General features: G+C 72.3%; 4 protein-coding genes. 3 read left to right on the top strand and 1 reads right to left on the bottom strand.

Translation table 11 applies throughout. The features are described 5' to 3' along the window. Positions 1–1,209: leucyl aminopeptidase (locus VF468_12940; GenBank protein ID HEX5879202.1), on the top strand; the 1,209-nt coding region annotated here is incomplete at its 5' end. 4 nt (positions 1,210–1,213) lie between these two features. On the opposite strand, the gene VF468_12935 is transcribed toward VF468_12940, so the two are convergent. After that, entirely contained in the window at positions 1,214–2,047 is an 834-nt protein-coding gene (locus VF468_12935) for a methyltransferase domain-containing protein (GenBank protein ID HEX5879201.1), read from the bottom strand. Between the two features lie 119 nt (positions 2,048–2,166). On the opposite strand from VF468_12935, the gene VF468_12930 reads away from it, so the two are divergent. Together VF468_12930 and VF468_12925 are read left to right on the top strand one after the other, a co-directional pair. After that, complete coding sequence (locus tag VF468_12930; GenBank protein HEX5879200.1) at positions 2,167–2,379, top strand: hypothetical protein; 213 nt, start codon at positions 2,167–2,169, stop codon at positions 2,377–2,379. 58 nt (positions 2,380–2,437) lie between these two features. Next, positions 2,438–2,716 (top strand): thiamine pyrophosphate-binding protein (locus VF468_12925; protein ID HEX5879199.1); only part of this gene is annotated, 279 nt, incomplete at its 3' end.

The following is a 2,716-nucleotide window of genomic DNA, read 5'->3' as shown; positions in this document are numbered from 1 at the left end:
CGGACCGCGGGCCGGTACAAGACGGTGGCCGCGTCGGTGCCCGCGGCCGGGCGCGGGCCGTGGCAGGACTCGGTTCAGGCCTTCGTCGAGGGGCTCCTCCTGGGCGCCTACCGATTCGACCGGTACAAGGGCCGCCCCGCTGAGGACGACGCCCGACCCCCTCGGTGGCAGCGTGTCACGGTGCTGGCCCCGCCGCGGTGGGATGCCAGGGCGGCCAAGGAAGCGGTGCGCCGGGGCGAGGTCGTGGCCGAAGCGTCCTCGTGGGCCCGGGATCTGGTGAACACGCCGGCGCTCGACGCCACCCCGGACTTCCTGGCCCGGGAGGCGCGCAAGATGGCCCGCGCCGTCGGGCTCGACTGCACGGTGTGGACGAAAGCCGATCTGGAGAAGGGCGGCTTCGGCGGCATCCTCGGCGTGGGCCGGGGGAGCGCCAACCCGCCCCGGCTGATCGAGCTCCGGTACAAGGGCGGCGGGCGGAGGCGTCCGGTGGCGCTCACCGGCAAGGGGATCACGTTCGACTCCGGCGGACTGTCGATCAAGGACGCCAAGCAGATGGAGTGGATGAAGTCCGACATGGCGGGGGCTGCCACGATGCTCGGAGCGATGCGGGCCGTCGCCCAGCTGAAGCCGAAGGTGAACGTGGTGGCGGCGATCCCGTCCGCCGAGAACCTGCCCGGCGGCTCGGCCATCCGACCCGGTGACGTGCTCACCCACCGCGGCGGGAAGACCTCGGAGGTGCTGAACACAGACGCCGAGGGCCGCCTGGTCCTGGCGGACGCGCTGGCCTACCTGGCCGAGCAGAAGCCACGGCTGATCGTCGATGCCGCCACGCTGACCGGGGCGTGCATGATCGCCCTCGGCGACGAGATCTGGGGGGTGATGGGCAGCGACCGGGCCTTGATCCGCGAGCTCCTCGACACCGGCCAGGAGGCCGGCGAGCCCGGGTGGGAGCTGCCGCTCTGGACCTCGTACCGCAAGCAGATCAAGTCGAACGTCGCCGACGTGAAGAACATCGGCAACCGCTACGGGGGCGCCATCACCGCCGCCCTGTTCCTGAAGGAGTTCGTTGGCGACGTGCCCTGGGCACACCTCGACATCGCCGGCACCGCCTTCGCGGAGAAGGGCGGCGACTACTGGCCCGCCGGGGCCACCGGCAATCCCGTGCGAACGGTGATCAGGTTCCTGGAGCGTCAGGCCGGCCGGTCGTAATCGGCTACGCCGGCTTGGTCCCCGTCGCGAGCAGGACGTCGTTCGTGTCCCCGATCGGGTCCTCGAACCGCTCCCGGAAGGTCGCGTCGACCCGTTCCCGGAACCGCTCCCACAGCGCCTGGCCCAGGATCTCCCGGAGGAACCGGCCCGGCGCCGAGATCTCCCGGCCGGTCAGGTAGTCGTCGATGGTGACGGTGGCGCGGTACTGACGGCGCTCGACCCGCACGCTCCGCATCCCGGCCTCGCGGAGCGCCTCCTCCAGCTGCTCGGGCTGGGAGAAGCGCTCGGCCCACGGCGCGGCCCGCCGCATCGCGTCGTCGAGCAGCTCCTTCGTGGTGAACGACTCCGCCACAACGCGCCAGGTCTCGGTGAACTCGTCCCGCCGCCAGTCCCACGTGGCCGTTCCCAGCGTGCCCCCGGGGCGGAGCACGCGGGACATGTCGAACAGCGTGGTGTCGTACCTCGGCAGCACGTGCAGCACGAAGCCCGCCCCCACGGCGCCGAACCGAGCGTCGCGGAAGGGGAGGTCGACGGCGTCGGCGCCCACCAGCCGGTCGAGCCCGCGGGCCCGGGCCCTGGCCAGCATCGGCAGCGAGCGATCCACGCTCACGGTGGGGCGCCATCCGGCGGCCTGGGCCGCGGCGGCCACCACGCCGGTGCCGGAGCCGACGTCGAGGAACCCACCCTCGGCCGGGTCGCCGATCGCCGCGACGAGGTCCCGCGCGGCCGGCTCGTGGAGCGGAGCTCGGATCCGGTCGTAGATGTCTGCCACACGGTCGAACGACCGCCAGTCGGGCGCGGCCGGCGCCGCTCGAGAGGTGCGGGCCTTCCGGAACATGGCTCCTGATGCTACAGGCCGGTCGGCGGAACGAGGGTCGGCGCTCGGTTCTGAGCGATTCGAGCGGATTAGCCACGTTCGATCCTGGGTAGGGTCGGGTCGTAGGGAAGGAGGCCCGTATGGCGCGGCCAGCAGAAGTGCTCGAACTCGACGAACACCGGGTCCTCAGGGACTACCTTCGTCTCTTGACCCGCGATCACGGGGCCGAGCCGATGCTCCGTTCGCCCGGCCACGACCTTCGCTCCTGCGCCTCGTGCGGCCGGCGGACCGCGTTCACCCTCGATCCCCAGGGCACCTGGTTCCGCTGCACCCGCTGCGGCGAGTTCGCCTGAGCTGAATCCGGTTCCGCGGCCGCGGGTCGCCTCGCGTACGATGGCGAGCCGAGCCCGCATGGACGCGCCGCGACACGGAGGTCATCTCGCCGCCGCCGCCCTGAAGCATGAGGGCGTCGAGCACCTGTTCACGCTGTCAGGCGGGCACATCGCCCCGATCTACGACGGCTGTCTCGCCGAGGGCATCCGGATCGTGGACTTCCGACACGAGCAGGCGGCCGCGCATGCCGCCGACGGCTGGGCCCGCGTCACCGGTCGTCCCGGCGTGGCCGCGGTGACCGCCGGGCCCGGGGTCACCGACGCCATCACCGGGATCGCCAACGCGATGTACGCGAAC

This window comes from Actinomycetota bacterium, from assembly GCA_036280995.1.
Taxonomy (GTDB): domain Bacteria; phylum Actinomycetota; class CALGFH01; order CALGFH01; family CALGFH01; genus CALGFH01.
Note: the sequence above shows the minus strand (reverse complement) of the source record. Positions and strands in the feature narration are given on the sequence as shown.

Coding starts and splice junctions, on each gene's coding strand:
- VF468_12930 (HEX5879200.1), top strand. CDS start 2,167: ATGGCGCGGCCAGCAGAAGTGCTCGAACTCGACGAACACCGGGTCCTC.
- VF468_12935 (HEX5879201.1), bottom strand. CDS start 2,047: ATGTTCCGGAAGGCCCGCACCTCTCGAGCGGCGCCGGCCGCGCCCGAC.